Annotated in this window: 14 protein-coding genes and 1 riboswitch; of the genes, 7 read left to right on the top strand and 7 right to left on the bottom strand. The window is 44.8% G+C overall.

Features of this window, described 5'->3' with window-relative positions:
• Nucleotides 1-8: 8 nt before the first annotated feature.
• Nucleotides 9-2,606, top strand: a complete 2,598-nt coding sequence (locus QZZ41_RS09760; RefSeq protein WP_295071134.1) for a discoidin domain-containing protein — start codon at nt 9-11, stop codon at nt 2,604-2,606.
• Nucleotides 2,607-3,083: 477 nt separating this feature from the next.
• Here the strand turns inward: QZZ41_RS09760 and QZZ41_RS09755 are convergent, their stop codons facing one another.
• Genes QZZ41_RS09755 through rbr form a run of 4 tightly spaced genes read right to left on the bottom strand, consistent with a single transcriptional unit; the run spans nt 3,084 to nt 6,437 of the window.
• Nucleotides 3,084-3,860 carry a TraX family protein gene (locus QZZ41_RS09755; protein WP_295071130.1) on the bottom strand — a complete coding sequence of 259 codons (777 nt, stop codon included), beginning with the start codon at nt 3,858-3,860 and terminating at the stop codon, nt 3,084-3,086.
• Between the two features lie 17 nt (nt 3,861-3,877).
• Nucleotides 3,878-4,312, bottom strand: a complete 435-nt coding sequence (locus QZZ41_RS09750; RefSeq protein WP_295071126.1) for a hypothetical protein — start codon at nt 4,310-4,312, stop codon at nt 3,878-3,880.
• Nucleotides 4,313-4,316: 4 nt separating this feature from the next.
• A complete protein-coding gene (locus QZZ41_RS09745) occupies nt 4,317-5,069 on the bottom strand; it encodes an EFR1 family ferrodoxin (protein WP_295071122.1) in 753 nt (250 codons plus the stop codon).
• 30 nt (nt 5,070-5,099) lie between these two features.
• Nucleotides 5,100-6,437, bottom strand: a complete 1,338-nt coding sequence (gene rbr, locus QZZ41_RS09740) for a rubrerythrin (protein WP_295071118.1) — start codon at nt 6,435-6,437, stop codon at nt 5,100-5,102.
• A 143-nt stretch (nt 6,438-6,580) separates the two neighbouring features.
• A riboswitch (TPP riboswitch) is annotated at nt 6,581-6,684 on the top strand.
• A 278-nt stretch (nt 6,685-6,962) separates the two neighbouring features.
• Here rbr and thiD point away from each other — a divergent pair.
• The 5 genes from thiD to QZZ41_RS09715 all read left to right on the top strand — a co-directional run bounded on the left by thiD (nt 6,963) and on the right by QZZ41_RS09715 (nt 13,628).
• Complete coding sequence (gene thiD, locus QZZ41_RS09735) at nt 6,963-7,766, top strand: bifunctional hydroxymethylpyrimidine kinase/phosphomethylpyrimidine kinase (RefSeq protein ID WP_295071115.1); 804 nt, start codon at nt 6,963-6,965, stop codon at nt 7,764-7,766.
• A gap of 35 nt (nt 7,767-7,801) precedes the next feature.
• On the top strand, nt 7,802-9,115 hold the full coding sequence (gene thiC, locus QZZ41_RS09730; protein WP_295071112.1) for a phosphomethylpyrimidine synthase ThiC: 1,314 nt from the start codon (nt 7,802-7,804) through the stop codon (nt 9,113-9,115).
• Between the two features lie 530 nt (nt 9,116-9,645).
• Nucleotides 9,646-11,205, top strand: a complete 1,560-nt coding sequence (locus QZZ41_RS09725) for an NAD(P)/FAD-dependent oxidoreductase (RefSeq protein WP_295071100.1) — start codon at nt 9,646-9,648, stop codon at nt 11,203-11,205.
• Nucleotides 11,205-11,687: a GtrA family protein gene (locus tag QZZ41_RS09720; protein WP_295071098.1), complete on the top strand. Its 483-nt coding sequence runs from the start codon at nt 11,205-11,207 to the stop codon at nt 11,685-11,687. The genes QZZ41_RS09725 and QZZ41_RS09720 overlap by 1 nt, the downstream gene beginning before the upstream one ends.
• Before the next feature lie 48 nt (nt 11,688-11,735).
• The gene (locus QZZ41_RS09715; RefSeq protein ID WP_295071094.1) at nt 11,736-13,628 is read left to right on the top strand and encodes a hypothetical protein; all 1,893 of its coding nucleotides are present in this window, start codon (nt 11,736-11,738) and stop codon (nt 13,626-13,628) included.
• Between the two features lie 256 nt (nt 13,629-13,884).
• Here the strand turns inward: QZZ41_RS09715 and QZZ41_RS09710 are convergent, their stop codons facing one another.
• Entirely contained in the window at nt 13,885-14,085 is a 201-nt protein-coding gene (locus QZZ41_RS09710; protein ID WP_028518466.1) for a DUF1858 domain-containing protein, read from the bottom strand.
• A gap of 130 nt (nt 14,086-14,215) precedes the next feature.
• Between QZZ41_RS09710 and QZZ41_RS09705 the strand changes: the two genes are divergently transcribed.
• On the top strand, nt 14,216-14,779 hold the full coding sequence (locus tag QZZ41_RS09705) for a TetR/AcrR family transcriptional regulator (RefSeq protein ID WP_295071089.1): 564 nt from the start codon (nt 14,216-14,218) through the stop codon (nt 14,777-14,779).
• A 203-nt stretch (nt 14,780-14,982) separates the two neighbouring features.
• Here QZZ41_RS09705 and QZZ41_RS09700 read toward each other — a convergent pair whose 3' ends face one another.
• Both QZZ41_RS09700 and QZZ41_RS09695 read right to left on the bottom strand, forming a co-directional pair.
• Nucleotides 14,983-15,672, bottom strand: coding sequence for an ABC transporter ATP-binding protein (locus tag QZZ41_RS09700; protein WP_295071086.1), 690 nt, complete (start codon nt 15,670-15,672; stop codon nt 14,983-14,985).
• Between the two features lie 13 nt (nt 15,673-15,685).
• Nucleotides 15,686-18,154, bottom strand: a complete 2,469-nt coding sequence (locus tag QZZ41_RS09695; RefSeq protein WP_295071083.1) for an FtsX-like permease family protein — start codon at nt 18,152-18,154, stop codon at nt 15,686-15,688.
• Nucleotides 18,155-18,156 lie beyond the last annotated feature (2 nt).

Raw genomic sequence — 18,156 nt, 5'->3', positions numbered from 1 at the left:
AAAGCCTTATGAAGATATTCAAGCGGATATTCTCAACGGCTGCCGCAGCAGCTGTTCTATCGACTGTTACAGCAGTAATGCCTGCTCAGGAGGCTGCCGCTGCTACAATCGTAAGTGTTTCACCATATGACGTATATGACATAAACGGAGGTATATTTGAAGGTTGGGGCACTTCTCTCTGCTGGTGGGCAAACAGAGTCGGCTACTCGGATACTCTGGCACAAAAGGCAGCAGATACATTTTTCAGTCCCGAAGGACTGGGGCTCAACATCGCACGTTTCAATATAGGCGGCGGCGATGATCCGTCTCACACTCACATAACACGAACAGACTCAAATATGCCGGGCTATACAAAATACAATAACGGCAATGTGACCTACGACTGGACTGCCGACTATAATCAGCGCAATGTGCTGCAAAGATGTATCAAAGCCGCAGGCGATGACATGATAGTGGAGATGTTCTCCAACTCTCCGCCCTATTATATGACCAACAGCGGATGCAGCTCAGGTGCAAAGGACTCCAATAACAACAACCTCCGCGATGACAAATACACGGATTTTGCGGAGTACCTTGCGGAAGTAACTGCCCACTACGAAAAGGACTGGGGCATTCACGTACAGAGCATAACTCCTATGAACGAGCCTTACACCAACTACTGGGGCGCATACAGCAACAAGCAGGAGGGCTGCCACTTCGATCAGGGCAAGTCTATGGACACTATCTATCAGGAGCTTTCCAAGTCACTGAATAAACGCGGTCTCAATGATATCATCATAAGTGCAAATGACGAGTCAGTTATTGATACACAGATATCTTCATGGAACAATATGTCAAATACCACAAAGGCACTTATCGGACGTATCGACACTCACACCTACGGCGGAAGCAAACGTGCAGAGCTCAAAGAAACTGCAATAAAGGCAGGACGCAACCTCTGGATGAGCGAGGTAGACGGCGGTTCAACAGCAGGTACAAATGCAGGCGAAATGGGTGCAGGACTATGGCTGGCAAACCGCATAACCCTTGACCTCAACGAGCTGAATTCCTCGGCATGGATACTCTGGCAGGTCATAGATAACCACATCTCCTCTGTGGGCATGAACGGAAATAAGGATAAAGGCATGGTAAATACTCAGGGCGGCTACTGGGGACTTGCTGTTGCAGATCATGACAATAACAATATTATCCTTACAAAGAAATACTACTCTATGGGACAGTTCTCACGCTATATCCGTCCCGGTATGACAATGCTGAAATCCAGCAACAACTGCGTCACAGCCTTTGACAAGGAGAACAACAAGCTTGTCATCGTTGCAACAAATGACGGTTCATCAGACAAGCAGATAGTTTTCGACCTCTCAGGCTTCGATACAGTAGGTTCAAAGGCTCAGCCTATACGTACAAGCAATTCCGAGTCATGGAAGTCGCTGAATACTATCGACCTCAAGGGCAATGCTCTTGAAGTTACCCTCGCAAAGCAGTCAGTAACTACTTACATCATCGAGGGAGTCAAAGGCGGTGCGGCTCTTACCGATCAGATAGCTATATCTTCGTCCATGCTCAGCGGTTCCGACTCATGGAACAGCGACTCCTCAACAAACTTCACAAAGGCATTTGACGGCAGTACAGCTACTTACTTTGACGGCGTCAGCGACGGCTGGGTACAGGCTGATTTAGGTGAGCTCTACGACATAACTGCTCTGGGATATGCTCCAAGAGGCGGCTATGAGTACCGTATGACTGACGGAAGATTTCTTGCTTCTCAGGACGGTACTAACTGGTCGGAGATATACGTTGTAAAGGACAAGCCCTCATCGGGTATGCACTACGTAACGGCACTTTCAGGCGATACCACAGCCCGTTATATCCGTTATGAAGTCCCCACGGGAGCACCTAAGAACGAGTACAACAAGGACAGTGCGTACTGCGCAAATATCGCAGAGATAGCTCTGTTCGGAGTTCCTCACGGACAAAGCTCCACACGTCCTAAGTATGATAAACTTGAACCCGTTACGGGTACGGGAAGCGGCTCATGGAAGGACACTGCTTCCGTAACATTTGAAAAGGCTTACGACGGCAATATGAATACTTATTTTGACGGACTGGAAGGCGGATATGTTCAGCTTGACCTTGGAAAAGTCTGCAATATCGGCACTATCGCATACTGCCCGAGAAGCGGCTATGAAGCGCGAATGATAGGCGGATTTTTCAGTGTTTCCACTGACGGAACCAACTGGAAGAAGGTCTATACCATAGAAAATAAGCCAACTTTCAAGATGAACTATACAGACGAATTTGAAAAACTTTCCGCAAGGTATGTACGTTACGAAGTTCCCACAGGCGCACCCACAAGTCCCCTCAATAATGACGATGTGTACCTGTGCAACGTTGCGGAGATAGCAGTTTACGGACTGAGCAGCACCGTGGTCAAAGGCGATGTAAACAATGACACTTCTGTGAATGTTGCCGACCTTTTAATGCTGCAAAAATTCCTCCTGGGAGCTGAAAAGGAAATAACCGCGGACAATGCAGACATGAACCACGATTATACAGTAGATGTATTCGACCTTGTTTTGCTCCGCAAGCTCCTCATAAGTCAATAAGCATAAAAAGGCACTCGACTGAGTGCCTTTTCATTTTACTTCTGAGCATTGTATTTTTGCTTGCTATAATAAATCAGCATTTTACGCAATAACTTGCCGAGCGTATGAACGGGATTCCAAAGGGACTGTGTTCCTTTGTCAGAGTGACTCCCCATAAAATGGGGAGATGTCGCAACGCGACAGAGGGGACGTACCGGTTAGGTCAGAGGCAGAGCCTTTGGTCGATGTTCCCAGCTTTTAGATAACAGCGAAATAATACGAAGGCGCATCGCAAGGGGTGAATAAAAAAACAGTCCAGTGGACTGTTTTTTAGAGGGTGACTCCCTGCTGTGCAGGGAGATGTCCGTAGGGACAGAGGGTACCGAACCCGATTAGGGTCGCCTTGCAAGAGAAGGCGTCCCCTATCTGGCTGATAATATCCGCCACTACAACGGAACGCCGAGGCGGCGTTCCCTACTAATGGCTAAAGCCTAACGGCTAACTTATAGAGACAGCAACTATCCATATTATCAGGTAATGGAGCGGATAGAAGCCGTAGAAGAACCATTTCGCCAGTGTGGGGTGCTTGCCCTTTCTGCCGTTATAGAATACTGTCATGCACAGATAAGCCAGAATGAACATGAGCATCATTACTGCTATCTGAATGATAAGCCTGTCAGTTGGTACTTCGCCGAGACTGAACAGATTAGGCAGGAAATGCAGGCACATAAGGATCATATAGGCTATGCACCTTGCCTTTGGTTTCTCACGGAAGATGTGCAGAAACAATATGAACAGCACTCCGAAAACGATCCAGTCTGACATTATAAGCACTGTCATACCGTCACAGAGTATCACCAGCAGTATCCTCTGCCAGAGCTTGTATTTGCTCTCCCAAGCCATAATGGCAAGGAGTCCGAAAAACAATGTAAATATAACATTGGTATGCCACCAGCCGCTGAACTTATTGCAGCACAGCCAGTCAAAGGGCTGAGTTATACAGGCGAATATCAGCAGCCTTTTCGCGTACTTTTTTCTGTCGTGAGTGTACTTGTAGCCGTCTGCGATAAAGAAGAACATTACAGGTGGACAGAACAGCGAAGTGTATATAACTATGTACTCCCACATGGGAAGTGTATAGTAAGCGTTGACATCTCCGTACTTATACTGCACAGCCCAGCCGATAAGATGTCCCCAGAACATGATGAATATAGCCAGACACTTCATCATGTCGCGGTTGAATATTTTGTATTTTTGTTTTGCTGATTCTGTCATAAAAACATTTCCTTTATTTATTTTTCCGAATAGTCCGAGAATGTTACCTTGTAATCGTAGTTTATTCCGTCAAATACCGTATACATTGACTTAACTTCGGAACATCTGTCAAATCTTGTGCTGCACTCATTTCCGTTATAAGTCCATACTATACCGTCAGTACTTACTGACTTTATTTCAGCAATGACATCATATGGATTTTTGTCAAGCTGCTCCGTTACCCAGTGACCGTCTTTGGTCTCGTAGAATATATCTCCCGATTTTATGCTAAAGGTCTCGTCGAATTCGCCTTCACCGAGGGAATGTCCGTCCTCACCCCAGCCGCTGTAATGTGAATATACCGCCATTTTACAGCTCGGGTTAACTTTCTTATCGGGTCCATTTTTGCCGCAGCCTGACGCAGATATCATAACTGCCGCAATGATAACGGATATTGTTTGCTTTTTATGCATTTTATCATACCTTTACATTTGGATTTGTGTACTGCCCGTGCTTTTTAGTCGCACCTTTCCAGAACTGTATGGCAAACTGAGGACAATGGTGCAGACAGCGGAAGCAAAGTGCGCACCTGTCTCTTACCCAGACAGGCTTGCCGTCACGCATTTTTATAGCATTTACGGGACATTTCTTCGCACAAAGTCCACAGCCGTTACAGTTATCATCAACGGTAAGATTTTTCGTGCTTCTCACCTTTGCGAACACTTTGTCCGTTATCGGATATATGGCATAAGGAGTTCTCAGCCGTGTAAAATTTCCTTTCTTTCTGTGGAGTATCATAGCAATAGTCCTGTCGATATTGACCTCAGCCTTTTCATTCTGCTTTGCAACCTTTTCCGGATCGGAAAGGTCAAAGGTAACAGTCCAGTTATCGGGCATTTTGATATTGTAAGCCGCACTGAGCCTTATGCCCTTTTCTCTCAGTATATGGCGAGTTTCCTCCGCACTGCAACCGGGAGTAGTACCATAGGTGGAAGCCACGAAGATATAGTGGCTTCCTCTTCTGCGAAGCTTCAGATTTCTCAGGAAAGCCCTTACAGGTATGGGCAGTGCCCACCAGTGAGTAGGAGTTACTATGCCTAAGCACTCGTCCTCTTTCAGGGTTATATCATAGCATTTCTCTTCAATGGATACCGCCCTGTCGCCAAGTGCGTCAGCGATACGCTCTGCGGCATATTTACTGTTTCCTGTAGCTGAAAAATAAACGATCATACCCTCATTCCCCTTTTATGTCAGATATTATCAGTAGTTTTCTTTTCTTACCTCGAAATAGCTCTGCGGGTGGAAGCAAACAGGACAGACCTCGGGAGCTTCCGTGCCCACTACGATATGTCCGCAGTTCCTGCACTCCCACATAGTAACGCCGCTCTTTTTGAATACTTCCATAGCCTCGATGTTATGGAGCAGAGCACGGTATCTTTCCTCATGGTGCTTTTCGATAGCACCTACGCCGCGGAACTGCTCTGCAAGGTCGTGGAAGCCCTCTTCATCTGCTTCCCTTGCCATTCTCTCATACATATCCGTCCACTCATGGTTCTCACCGTCAGCTGCCTGATTGAGGTTCTCAACTGTAGTACCTATGCCGCCCAGAGCCTTGAACCAGAGTTTGGCGTGTTCCTTTTCGTTCTCGGCAGTTTGCAGAAAAAGTGCAGCTATCTGCTCATAGCCGTTCTTCTTTGCAACAGAAGCAAAGTAAGTGTACTTGTTTCTTGCCTGGGACTCTCCTGCAAAGGCTTCAAGGAGATTCTTCTCGGTCTTTGTGCCTGCGTATTTATTTCCGCTGCTTTTTGCAGGTGCTGAGCTTATAAGCTCGAACTGGTCTGCACCTACACCGCAGATAGGACATTCAAAGTCAGCAGGTACTTCATCGCCAATATACTCATAACCGCATACGGTGCATCTCCATACAGTCTCGCCGCTTTCGGTCTTTCCTACGGGTACAGCGTCATTCTTAGGAGCACCTGTTACCTTTTCAAAATCTGCCTTTCCGTGCTTGCAGATAGGACAGACAAAATCGTCGGGCAGCTCCTCGCCCACATATTCGTATCCGCAGATAACACATCTCCATATAGTCTGACCGTCGGAAGTAGTTCCCACAGCTTCGGGCTTTGGCTTGATATTGCTCTGATAGTATTCATATGTAGCGGAAGGAGCATCGCTGAGAACTTCCATATCCGTAACATCGGCAATAAACATGGTATGTGTACCGAGATCTATACTGTGCCATACGGAACATGAAAGGAATGCATTTGTGCCCTTTGTTACTATCAATGTGCCGTTTTCTGCACGTTTGCAGTCGGAAAAGTCCGCGAATTTATCCACATCTCGTCCCGACTGGAAGCCGAAGTGCTTGAAGAGTCCGAAATCAGCATCTGTACTGATGACAGAAGCGGTGAATTTACCTGTTTCAAGTATCATATCGTGAGTAAAATTAGTCTTTGCCACTGTCAGGCTGACTCTGTTGGGTGTAGAAGTCACCTGTGCCAAAGTATTGGTTATACAGCCGTTATCCCTGCCGCTGCTGTTTGCGGTAACGACGAAAAGTCCGTAGCTTATTTTATACATTGCTTTCTTGTCCATGACAGATACCTCCAATTGTTTCATATATTGATAAAGTGATATGCATTTCATATCTTATACTAATTTTACCAAAGACTTTGAAAACAATCAAGTATATTTTGTTAATATTTTGCCTTCTTGACTTTTTCGGTCAATGTGGTATAATATTCATAAAAGGGAGCTTGTGAACAGGCTGAGAGGGAGTTGTAAACTCCGACCTTACCTGATTTGGATAATGCCAACGTAGGGAAATACTTATGTGATGTAGGTGTGTCTCTGTGCAGGCACACCTTTTTTGCAGCGTGACGCTGCATAATTGTCACATTCATTTGCAAGGGACGTCGAGAACGCCGCCCCCTGCAAATGCGCTGTAAACGAAGTACAATTATCGTTTTTGATAAGTGTGAGCGAGTTTATGAGCGTCAACGCGGCAAGCGGTCAAGCTGGCTCAGCTTGAGTGGGACATCGGGGGCACCACCTTGTCTCGCTATATAAAAATTAATGCTGGGACGTAAAGTCCGAAATTACTGCAAAGGAGAACTGCAAATGAGAACAGCATTAACGATCGCAGGAAGCGACTCCTGCGGAGGCGCCGGCATTCAGGCGGACATGAAGACCATGACCATGAATGGTGTTTTTGCCATGAGCGCGATAACCGCGCTTACTGCGCAGAACACGACCGGCGTAACAGGTATTATGGAGGTATCGCCTGAATTTTTAGCCATGCAGATCGATGCTGTATTTACTGATATTCGTCCCGATGCAGTAAAGACAGGCATGGTTTCCTCCGACAAGCTTATACGCACTATAGCTGAAAAGCTTCGCGGATACAAGGCTGAGAACATAGTTGTAGACCCTGTTATGGTAGCAACAAGCGGTTCAAAGCTTATCGCTGACGAGGCTGTAGAGACTCTCAAAAGCGAGCTTCTCCCAATTGCGACAGTCGTTACTCCCAATATCCCCGAAGCGGAGATACTGGCGGATATGAAAATATCCTCACAGGACGACATGATAACAGCTGCAAAAGTTATCGGTGAGAAGTACGGCTGCGCTGTGCTGTGCAAGGGCGGTCACAGTCTCAATGACGCAAACGACCTGCTGTGGGATAATGGCTGTACTGCATGGTTCAAGGGAAAGCGCATAGACAATCCCAACACTCATGGTACAGGCTGCACACTTTCAAGTGCTATTGCTTCTAATCTTGCAAAGGGCTTCACTCTTGAAAAATCAGTGGAACGGGCTAAAGACTATATCTCGGGCGCACTGGCTGCAATGCTCGATCTCGGAAAGGGCAGCGGTCCAATGAACCACGCTTTCGCTCTTACGGGTGAATTTGCAAAGGAAGCTTGATTCAAATCAAAAATAATTTATCGGAGGAAATAAACATGAAGAATTACTACACACAGATGGAAGCGGCTAAAAAGGGCATAATCACTCCCGAAATGGAAATAGTCGCTAAGAAGGAATATATCGACGCTGAGGAGCTTCGCGCACTCGTTGCAAAGGGTGAGGTTTGTATCCCCTGCAACGTAAATCACAAGTCCATATCTCCCGAGGGTATCGGTACAAGAATGCGTACAAAGATAAACGTTAATCTCGGTATCTCAGGCGATGCAAAGAACTATGACGTTGAAATGGAAAAGGTGGACATGGCTCTCAAATTCGGCGCAGAAGCTATCATGGACCTTTCCAACTACGGCAAGACAAATACTTTCCGCAAGGCTCTCATCGAAAAGTCACCTGCTATGATAGGTACTGTTCCTATGTACGATGCTATCGGCTATCTTGAAAAAGACCTTCTTGAGATAACTGCCGAGGACTTCCTCAGAGTCGTTCGTGCTCACGCAGAAGAGGGCGTTGACTTCATGACTATACACGCTGGTATCAACCGCCGTGCAGTTGAAGCTTTCCGCAGAGACAAGCGTAAAATGAACATCGTTTCACGCGGCGGCTCACTTCTCTTCGCATGGATGATGATGACAGGCAACGAAAACCCATTCTACGAGCACTATGATGAAGTTCTCGATATTCTCCGCGAATATGACTGCACTATCTCTCTCGGTGACGCACTCCGTCCCGGCTGTATAGACGACTCCACAGACGCAGGTCAGATATCAGAGCTTATCGAGCTTGGCGCACTTACCGAAAGAGCATGGGCTAAGGACGTTCAGGTAATGGTAGAGGGACCGGGACATATGGCAATGAACGAGATAGCTGCAAATATGAAGATACAGAAGCGTATCTGCCATAATGCTCCTTTCTACGTACTGGGACCTCTCGTAACTGATATCTTTCCAGGCTATGACCACATCACTTCTGCTATCGGCGGTGCTATCGCTGCTGCAAGCGGAGCTGACTTCCTCTGCTATGTAACTCCTGCCGAGCACCTGAGACTTCCCGATACAAACGATGTTAAGGAAGGCATCATCGCAAGCCTTATAGCTGCTCACGCTGCTGATATCGCAAAGGGAATACCTCATGCTACAGACCGCGATAACGCTATGGCTGAGGCTCGTCACGAAGTTGACTGGGACAAGATGTTCGAGATAGCTGTTGACGGTGAAAAGGCTCGCGCATACTTCGAGAGCACTCCTCCTGCTGACAGACACACCTGCTCAATGTGCGGAAAGATGTGCGCTGTAAGAACTACAAACATGATACTCAACGGCGAAAAGGTCGAATTCTGCACTGAAAAATAAGAGTTATTAGTGGTTAGTGCTCAGTGTAGAGACTGCCTTACAATGCAAATAACGATATACACTTGAAGGGGCGGATAATATCCGCCCCTACTTGCATCGTAAGGCTTACACGGGCGAGCGGAACTCGCCCCTACAGCACGTTCATGTTTCTTGCAATGTTTTTACGGGCGCACGGAATGCGCCCCTGCAAGATTACTGCTTTCACTAACGGGGAAAAAAGTGCCTTTTTTCAATGGAAAACCATTGAATTTCAGAAAAAAATATTATATCTTCGTAGACAAGCACAATTATCATTGTTCGTTTTTGTAGGATATGCACTGCTAATAGCTAATGAGCATAAAAATCGCACTTTTTACTTGATTATTATTTTCAGATGTGGTATAATGTAATTTATAGTATTGGCTTTTTCAGCTGATTAAAGCTTTAATAAGGGAAAAAGCCGTTTTTCAGTGAGAGTTTCTGCAAACTTTTACGTCTAAATTATGTAGTATATTTCGGAGTATCAGTCTCCGCGGAAAGGAAATACAGGCATGAAAAAAGTTATAATCATCGGTGCAGGACCTGCGGGTCTTACAGCCGCATATGAGCTTCTTAAAGACGGCTCGGGAGAGTACGAAGTAACTGTCCTCGAGGAAACAAACGCTATCGGAGGTATCTCCAAAACTGTAAATTACAAGGGCAACCGCATGGACATGGGCGGTCACCGCTTCTTCTCAAAGATACCTGAGGTAAACGCATGGTGGAGCAATATGCTCCCTGTACAGGGTTCACCTTCATCTGACGATAAGTTCCTCAAGAGACACGTAAACGTTGAGGCAGGCGGTCCCGACCCTCAGAAGGAAAACCGCGTAATGCTCAAGAGACACAGAGTTTCACGTATCCTCTTCAATGACAAGTTCTATGATTATCCTGTATCTCTCAAGCCTGAGACTATCAAGAACTTTGGTTTCTTCACAACTATCAAGGTAGGCTTCAGCTACCTCAAAGCCGCTATACACAAGCGTCCCGAGAACAACCTTGAAAACTTCTACATCAACTGCTTCGGCAAGCAGCTTTACTCAATGTTCTTCGAGTACTACACAGAGAACCTCTGGGGCAGACACCCAAGCGAGATCGACGCTTCATGGGGTGCTCAGCGTACAAAGGGACTTTCTATCGTAGGCATCATCAAGGACTTCTTCGGCAAGCTCTTCAAGGTAAAGAACCGTAAGGTAAATACTTCACTTATCGAGGAATTCAAGTATCCTAAGCTCGGTCCCGGACAGCTCTGGGAAGTTACTGCCGATGAAGTAAAGAAGCTTGGCGGTACTATCATCATGGAAGCAGGAGTTAAGAAGCTCCACAAGGACGCAAACAACAACCTTACAGGTGTTACATACGTTAAGGACGGTCAGGAGATCACTCTTAACGGCGACTGCGTAATTTCATCTATGCCTGTAAAGGATCTCGTTGCAGGTATGAACGATGTTCCCGAAGATGCAGCACGTATCGCAGCAGGTCTCCCATACCGTGACTATATGACTCTCGGTGTTCTCGTTCCGAAGCTCAAGCTCAAGAACAAGACTACTATGAAAACTGTGGGCAATATCGTGCCTGACTGTTGGGTATACGTTCAGGACAGACGTGTAAAAATGGGACGTTTCCAGATCTACAACAACTGGTCACCTTACATGGTAAAGGACCTCGGTCACACTGTATGGGTAGGTCTTGAGTACTTCGTAACTGAGGGCGACAAGTTCTGGAACATGACAGAAGAGCAGTTCTCAGATTTCTGCGTAAAGGAAATGGTAAAGCTCGGTCTTATCGACAGCGCAGACGAAGTTATCGATACACACATGGAAAAGGTAAAGAAGGCTTATCCTGCTTACTTCGACACATACGAGGAAATGGACAAGCTCATCAGCTACCTCGACACTATCCCGAACCTCTACTGTGTAGGACGTAACGGTCAGCACAGATACAACAATATCGACCACTCTATGGTGACTTCATTCGAGGCTGTAAAGGCTATCAAGAACGGCAGCACAGACAAGACTGCTATCTGGAACGTCAATACAGAAAAGGAATACCACGAGGAGAAGCAGAAGTAATGGACGAGATCAAGCAGATATTCCGCGATAAGCAGTTCAAGAAGCTGTTTGTCGGCGATACGGACAATACTCTGATACAGTTTTTCCGCTATCTTTTCGTCGGCGGACTGGCTTTCGTCGTAGACTTTGCACTTTCATATATACTGTTCAGATTTGCTTTCGGCGAGCAGAAGGAATACGGCTGGGTGGCAAATTCCCTTTCGTTCATTGCAGGTCTTGCAGTAAACTATCTCATAAGCACCTTATGGATATTCAAGAATTCAAAGGTCGAGAATAAGCTTGTGGAGTTTTTGAGCTTCGCAGCTATCGGTGTTGTGGGACTTCTCATAACTATCGGCATCACAAAGCTTTTCGAGGTGTGGATCGGTGATAAGACAAGCCTCTTCCAGATCATAGCAAAGATAGTTTCAACAGCAGTTTCGTTCCTCTGGAATTTCTTCGCAAGAAAGATACTGCTCTATACCAAAAAAGATAATAAATAACAGTTCGGGCAGCTTTTGCTGCCCGTTCACGTATTGTGAGGTAATATAATGGATAAAGATATCGAGACAACACTTCCCGATACCGATGATACCGCAGCAGCTGAGATACCCGTGGTTGAAACTGAGGATATGACAGAAGCACAGACGGAAAGCACTGAAAATGTCATTGACCTTACTGAGGAAACAGTCTCACCTGCCGATGACGTTCCGACAGAAGCTCCTGTCGAAAATACAGCTGCCGTTTCTGATATGATAACGGAAAATACTGATAAGAAAACACATATCAGAAAAAATTTCGTAGCAGGTACCCTGCTTTTTAGCTCATCATTTTTTGTATTCGTATGCGCTGTTATGGCAGCAGTATATTACATCGTTTTTGCAGCAAGATACGAATTTCACGCGGACTGCACCGACACTATACTGTGGGCAAATGCCTCGGTTGAAAGCGGCAAGCTTTACGACCCCAACTTCACTTACGCCTGCTTCCTGCCGTTCAGCACAAGTACTCTTATGATACCGCTGATAAAGATATTCGGCTTATGCATGACCGCTCATATAGGCGGTATGCTTTGCTTCTTCATTCTCCTTACCTTCTTCATGCTGCTTATGATAAGAGAGATAACAGGCAGTACTCCCGCAGGATTTTTCGGTACAGCTCTTTTCCTCTCCATAACTCTTGTAACGCCAAAGCTGAGAGAGATATTCTGGGGACATACTATCTACTACTCCCTGGGCATACTCTTCCTTGTTATAGGTGCTTTTCTCTATTCAAGGCTTTTGTCAGTGGGAAGCAGGGAAATCAAGCTGAGAAAAGAAGGCAGGAACGCAAAGGGTGCTTCACTGCACAAGCTGCTCATATTCCTGTGTCTGTGCATATTCATGCTGCTTACGGGAATGGACGGTATAACAGGCTTTACTCTGTTTGCACTCCCCTTTGCAGGTGCCATATTCATTGAACAGTTCATCAACAAAAAATACAGCATTTTAAGCGGCAGGACCGCTCTTGTAACTTTCCGTGCTATTTTTTTCATGATAATGGCAATTGCGGGAAATCTCATAAACGAACTGCTTCTGGGAAATCTACAGGCACGTTATCAGGACGCAAACTCGGAGTTTTCGGAAATGGGAACATGGATAGCTCATCTTCAGAAGCTGCCCCTCGCATGGCTTAGACTCCTCGGCGTTGAAGATATGCCCGATATTATGTTTACGGATAAACAGGGTATCCCCAACCTTATATATATCATATCCGCTCTCATGATCACTGTGCTCCCTATCGTCGCTACTGTCTGCTATAAAAAATACGGAAACGACCGCAAGGGCAGAATGATGCGCATATGGGTGTGGATGCACTGGGCTGTGACAGCTGTAGTGCTTATGGGCTATATCTGCGGTGTCCTTGCTGTTGCAGACTGGAGACTCACTCCTGTGGTAGGCACTTCTCTTATCCTGAGCGTACTGTTCGTATGCTGGGCTGTCTCTGCAAAGGCTGACTGCTCAAGGTTAGTATCACTGCTCATTATACCTGTATTCGCCGCAGGTGCTCTCAGCGTGTCAAATGTTATGAAAATGCCCAAGGACGGCTATAAGCAGAACACATGGTATCAGCTCTCGGACTTTCTTTACGACCACGGTCTGACAAAGGGCTATTCATCTTTCTGGAACGCAAACTCAGTTACCCTTATATCAGGCGGAAAAGTAAAGGTAAGCGATGTATACATCGATGAAACAGGTGTGTCAAGGCGCAGATATCAGTCATCAACAAAATGGTATGAGGACGATCCATTACAGCAAAAGTACTTCCTCATACTTGAAGGAAATGAAAGAAATGATTTCATGTCGTCCGAAGCCTATAAAAACGATACTCCGCAGTATTCATTCGTTACAGAGATCAACTTCACAAAATACACGATACTGGTCTACGATCACAACATAGTATAAAAATAAAGGACACTTGAGGTAAGCCCCAAAGTGTCCTTTTTGTTTGCAACCAAATACAGATATTACTGTAAATTGAAATAGGGAAAATGTTAAGCCCTTAGGCTTTAGCTATTAGCCAATGTGTCGCCTTCGGCGAATAATTTAAATATTGTAAACGTAAGCGAACTCTTTCGGCTAATGCCTAATTGCTAACGGCTAATGGCTGTGTTTAATGATAAGCCAGAATAGAAATAATACTTCCCTAATTCAATAATTATTATTCAGCAAGCTTCTGGTTGATAGCGTTTACAAGCTCGTCAGCATTTACGCCGTGTACCATTGCAGCTTCTTCGATAGTCTCGCCCTGAGATGCAGGACATCCGAGACAGTGCATACCGATGCTGAAAAGAATTGGTGATACGTCTGTATCAAGCTGGAGAAGTTCGCCGATCTTTGTATCCTTAGTAACCTGTGCCATAGTTTTGACCTCCGTAAAATTCACTTAAAGGGGCTTGACAAATGTCTACTCCTTTGTTATAATATTATCATACTCTTTGACATTTGTCAACGAGCTTCACTAAACTTTTACAAAGCGAGGTAGTTTGTCAATGTATCAGGGCAGCAATAAATCAGCTTTACTTTCACAAAAGCTTATTTCCGAAGCACTTTTAAGACTTCTTGAAGAAAAGTCTTTCAACGACATAAGCGTAAGCGACCTTTGCCGTGAAGCTCAGGTATCACGCCAGACATTCTATTCCCTTTTCGGAACAAAGGAAAACGTAATATTATACGAGCTCAGCCATAACTGCTGCTTTCTTCCCGAAGAAAATGCAACTTCATGTCATTCCGCTATGTTCCGCAGCTTCTGTGAGGGCTACAGCCGCTATATCATCGACAAACGCCACATAATATCACTGCTCGTTCGCAACGACATGATACATTTCCTCTATGATGTGCAGTACAGATCTCTTATGGACTGCAAATACTTCATCAGCGATGTTTCCGATGAAAAACGAATATTCATAGTCGACTTCATAGCCAGCGGCATGAACAGTATCGCTAAGAACTACATACTCACAGGTGCAAAAGCCGATGTGGACTTCATCAAAAAGCTTATGTTCAGCCTTTACGGCGGACTTTACTTCAAAAATGCCAGCAATGAAACAGCATAAAGAAAAAGGGACTTTTTAAAGTCCCTTTTATTATTATACAGTCTGATATTTACTGTGTAACAGAGCCGTTAGCCATGAGCCTTTAGCCGAAAGTGTTCGCTTACGCTCACATTATTTAAATTATTCGCCAAAGGCGACACATTTGCTAACAGCTAACGGCTTAGCTTCATGCTAAACAAGAATTAAGGTAGTACTTCCCTAATTCATTCATTATTATTCTGGATATTTGTCATGCCGTTTACGAGCTCTACGACTCTGTCACCGTAAGCTGCACACTTATGGGAATGAGTTACCTGTAGTATAGTTATTCCCTTTTCCTTGTTTATTTTCGAGAATAAATTCATTATCTCAGCACCTGCCACTGTATCAAGATTTCCTGTTGGCTCATCGGCAAGTATTATCTCGGGATTACCGATTACCGCTCTTGCTATGGCAACACGCTGCTGCTGACCGCCTGAGAGCTGTGCTGGCTTTGCCTTGCGCTTCTCAGTAAGACCTGTTATTTTCAGTATCTCGTCAAGCTGCGCTTTCATCTCTGACTTGCTCTTTCCCTTTACGCTTGACGGAAGCAGGATATTATCCTCAACGTTAAGGTTCTGCACAAGATTGTAGAACTGGAAGATAAAGCCTATCTTTTCAAGTCTCAGCTTTGACATATCCTTTTCTTTCATCTTTGAGATGTCATTTCCGCAGATCGAGATACTTCCTTCAAACCTTCTGTCAAGTCCGCCGATAAGGTACAGGAGCGTAGATTTACCGCTTCCCGAAGCTCCCATAAGAGATACGAATTCACCCTTTTCAACATTCAGAGTAGCTCCCGAAAGCACCTTTGTAAGCGACTCGCCTTTTCCGAATGTTTTATATACATTATTAACTTCTATAAGATTAGCCATTATACATTCTCCTTTATTCGTATTTGAGCTGTGAAACTATATCCATCTTCTTGAGTGCTCTTATTGGGAAGAGTGAAACAAGTGTAAAGACTGCACACAGGATAAGTGCGTACTTAATGCAGGCAGCTACAGATATCTCAAGAGGTATGAACATCTCAAGCTGTTCCATGATACCCATGAATATATGTGACATGAATATTCCTATGGGGACTGCTGCAACAAGTGCGATAAGCGCAGCAATAAAGCTTTCAATAAGGAACATCTTTGACAGCTTCTTACGAGGCATTGCTACAGAAGTCATTACTGCACATTCACGCTTACGTCCTTCAAGTCCTATGAGCTGGTTGCTGACTACACCGATAAAGGTAAGTCCTATACCGATACAGATAAGAAGTGTCAGTATCATATTCAGCGATGCACGTTCAGTAGCAAGATACTGATCGAATTCCTCGTGAGTATATATCTCGTTTATATAATCGGCAGAATGATCCTTTATGGTATCCTTTAACGCCTTTGCGTCATTTCCTGTAACAATAAGGTTTGACGGATAGTCACCGAACAGCTCCTTATAGTGCTTCTCAGAGATGACTACGCTCGTTCCCGAGCCTGCATAGTAATCGTATTCTATCCTGCCTGCTATCTTCAGTTCTTCCTCAACAGGGAGGTATCCGTCCGAATTGAAGTTTATTTTTATTGTATCGCCTGTTTTGAGCCCATGCTTTTTCATAAGCACCTTGTCGAGCAATACTTCTCCGTCACCAACAATTTCAGGATTTTCCGAAAAAGCATCAAGCAGCTCATATCCGCCGTCTTTCCAGCCATATACAGCTATCTGAGTCTCTTTCTCATCATTGTTTATCTTTGCGTCGTCCCACGTGAAGTAGATGAGCTCTGATTTATCAACGCCTTCAAGGTCCTTAACGTACGAAAGGTATGAAGCTTTTGAACCACCGATCATCGCTATAACATCGCTCTTGAAAACACTGTGATTATACACAGCCGAGATAGAATTTGTAAATATATAAATAACCATTGCAAGTGATGCAGCTGTAACACAGAGAACAGAGCTGCCGACTGTACATTTCTTTGCACCTGCTTCAACAGCTGCAAGTCTTGCTATAGGGAAACCAAGCTTTTCAAAAAGCTTTTCCAGCAGTCTTGCCGCAAAACGGTAAATGTAATTGTAAAGCAGTCCTACTGCGGCGATGAAGCAAACAAAGCATATCATACCGCCCCAGAAATGATCCTTGAAGAAGTATGTCACGGCAGATACAGCAAGCAAGCCAAATCCGATATATGTACCTGTTCTGCTGGGACGATACTCAGTATCCTTTGTATCAAAGATGATATCACGGATAGGTGTCTTTACTGCCTTTATTACTTCCTTTATGGGACAAAGGCACTCTACTATCATTGCACCGAGAATAACGCCGATAATGACTATAAGCTTTGCCTTTGGCACATCGGGGTGTATCGTATCCTCTCCGTTTGAACTGAAAGTGAACATGGAGTCAAAGAACGGCTGTTTTGCATATGAATAAAGCACGACACCGATCACACTGCCGATAAGTCCATAGAGGATATTCTCGAAAAGAAGAGCAACTGTAGTGATACGGGAGGATATTCCGAGACTTCGGAAAGTACCAACTACCGACATCTTGTCAACGATCATACGCTCGCATACGGAGACAGTTACGAATATTACAAGAAGCATACAGATAGCAAAAAGTACAAGGAATATTCTTGTTATAGAGCCTATCTGCTCGTTGAGCTCTTCGTTGTCGAAGAAGTTATCAACTTCAGCTGTAGGGTACTTTTTCTTGAAGAAATCCTCTGCTTCCTTTACCTCTGAGTCATTTTTAACATCGACGAAAGCCATCATTATCTCGGGCTCATCAGCTATTACAAGATCTTTCATATCATCAAGACTGATAGCAATTCTGCTGGCAACATCAAAGATACCCTGCTTCTTTTCAACACTGCTTACAGTGAACTCTACAGGTATATCTCTTTCACCGTGAAGAACTATCTTGTCTCCCTTTTTGTAGCCGAATTCCTTGGAAAACTCCTCAGATATAGCTGCCTTTTTATCACCCAGCTCAAGGTCGTTCTTGACAAGCTTCATCTTCTTTGCCTGAGCTGCGTCGATAGCAAATATATTTACCTGCTTACGGCGGACATAGGATATATCCATATCAAGGTGTCTGTCAAAATAACAGCTGCCGCCGCTGAAATACATGATATCACAATCGGGAGCTCCGTCTGCAAAGCCTTCCTCGATAGGTGACTTTGTGGATATAATAAGGTCGGTGTTGCCTGCCATATTGGCAAACATACTCTTTACCATTTTATCAAGTGAACCGCTCATGTCAAAACAGAGCATAGCCGTAAAACTGCACACTGCAATACATATCAGAAGCAGGATAGTTCTGAGCTTATGTGCCCATATATTCTTTAATGTATGTTTAAATATCAATCTCATCG

The sequence above is a fragment of the Ruminococcus sp. genome (assembly GCF_016283395.1).
Note: the sequence above shows the minus strand (reverse complement) of the source record. Positions and strands in the feature narration are given on the sequence as shown.